This window comes from Mesorhizobium sp. M7A.F.Ca.AU.001.01.1.1, from assembly GCF_004022735.1.
In the GTDB taxonomy this organism is placed as follows: domain Bacteria; phylum Pseudomonadota; class Alphaproteobacteria; order Rhizobiales; family Rhizobiaceae; genus Mesorhizobium; species Mesorhizobium ciceri.
Map to the genome: position 1 here is coordinate 1 of NZ_RZPF01001079.1, position 1,394 is coordinate 1,394.

At 62.3% G+C, this 1,394-nt stretch carries 1 protein-coding gene and 1 pseudogene; both read left to right on the top strand.

The features are described 5' to 3' along the window. Nucleotides 1-408 (top strand): annotated as a pseudogene (locus EN884_RS35985) (NAD(P)-dependent oxidoreductase); the annotation flags it as partial. Nucleotides 409-513: 105 nt separating this feature from the next. Further along, on the top strand, nt 514-1,394 hold an 881-nt coding region (locus tag EN884_RS35990), incomplete at its 3' end, for an aminotransferase class III-fold pyridoxal phosphate-dependent enzyme (RefSeq protein WP_245492052.1).

Sequence of the window (1,394 nt, forward strand, 5' to 3'; positions counted from 1 at the left end):
TATCAGTTCATCTCGGTGTTCGACTGCGCCGAGGCTGCGCGCGCGGCCTGGAAGGCCGGCGTGCCAAACGAGGCCTATAATCTCGGTTCGCTCAATCCGCCGCCGGTCAAGAAATTGCTCGGCGATCTGATCAGGCATGCCGGCTCGAAATCGATCCTGATCCCGACACCGGGCTGGGCGGTCAAGCGCACGCTGGACCTGCTTGACCTCTTGAACATGCCGATCATGGACCCGGAACAGTATCTGATCGCCGACGAGGATTGCGTGCTCGACGTGTCCAAGGCCGGGCGTCAGCTCGGCTGGGTGCCGCAATATCGCGACGAGGACATGCTGATCGCCGCCTACAGCGAGTACCGCGCAAAGAAAGCCGGTCACGCCGTCGCCACCAAACATGTGCCCGCCGAATAGCGGCTTGCAAAAACAGCTTTCGTTGCGCCCGATCCTGGTCGTGCGCGCAGACAGGAGATTGAAATGACCGTCATGGCCAAGCCCGAACAGACCAATTTGCGCACCATGGTCAGCGCGCCGGCGCTGTCGCCTGTCACCATCGCCAAGCCCGATTTGATCAGCGTCGAACAAGCCAAGGCGATGGATGTCGCCCGCATGACCGACCTGTTCAAGGCGCATCTCAACCCCGGCCAGTTCCACTTCATGAAGCTGCTCGGCTTCCACAAGATCAAGATCGAGCGTGCCGAAGGCATGTTCTACATCGACCAGAACGGCCGCAAGATCCTCGACTTCTTCGGCGGCTTCGGTTCGCTGGCCTTTGGCCACAATCATCCGCGCATCCTGGAAGCACGCAAGAAATTCCAGGAGGAGAAGCGCCAGGAAATCGCCATCGCCTTCATGTCGCAATATGCGGCAGCGCTTGCGCACAACATCGCCAAATGCTCGCCCGGCGATCTCGACATGGTATTTTTGGGTTCGTCCGGCTCGGAAGCGATGGAAGCGGCGGTGAAGCTCGCCGAGCGCGCGGCCGGTCCGAAGCGGCCGAAGATCGTCTATGCCGAGAATTCCTTCCACGGCAAGACCAAGGGCGTGCTGGGCATCACAGACGGCCAGCTTTACCGCGCCGACTTCAAGGTGGCGGAAAACACGGTCCGCATCCCGTTCGCCGACATCGAGGCGGTCGAGCGCCTGTTCCGCTCCGATCCGGAGGTCGGGGTCATCGTGCTCGAGACCATCCAGGGCGGTGGCGGCATCATTCAGGCGCCGGCCGAATATTGGCAGAAGCTGCGCGCGCTGTGCGATCAGTACGGCGTGCTGTGGGTCGCCGACGAAGTGCAGTGCGGCTACGGCCGTTCGGGCCGCTTCTACGCCTTCGAGCATTACGGCGTCATTCCCGATGTGACCGCGCTGGCCAAGTCGCTCGGCGCCGGCAAGGCGGCGGTGGG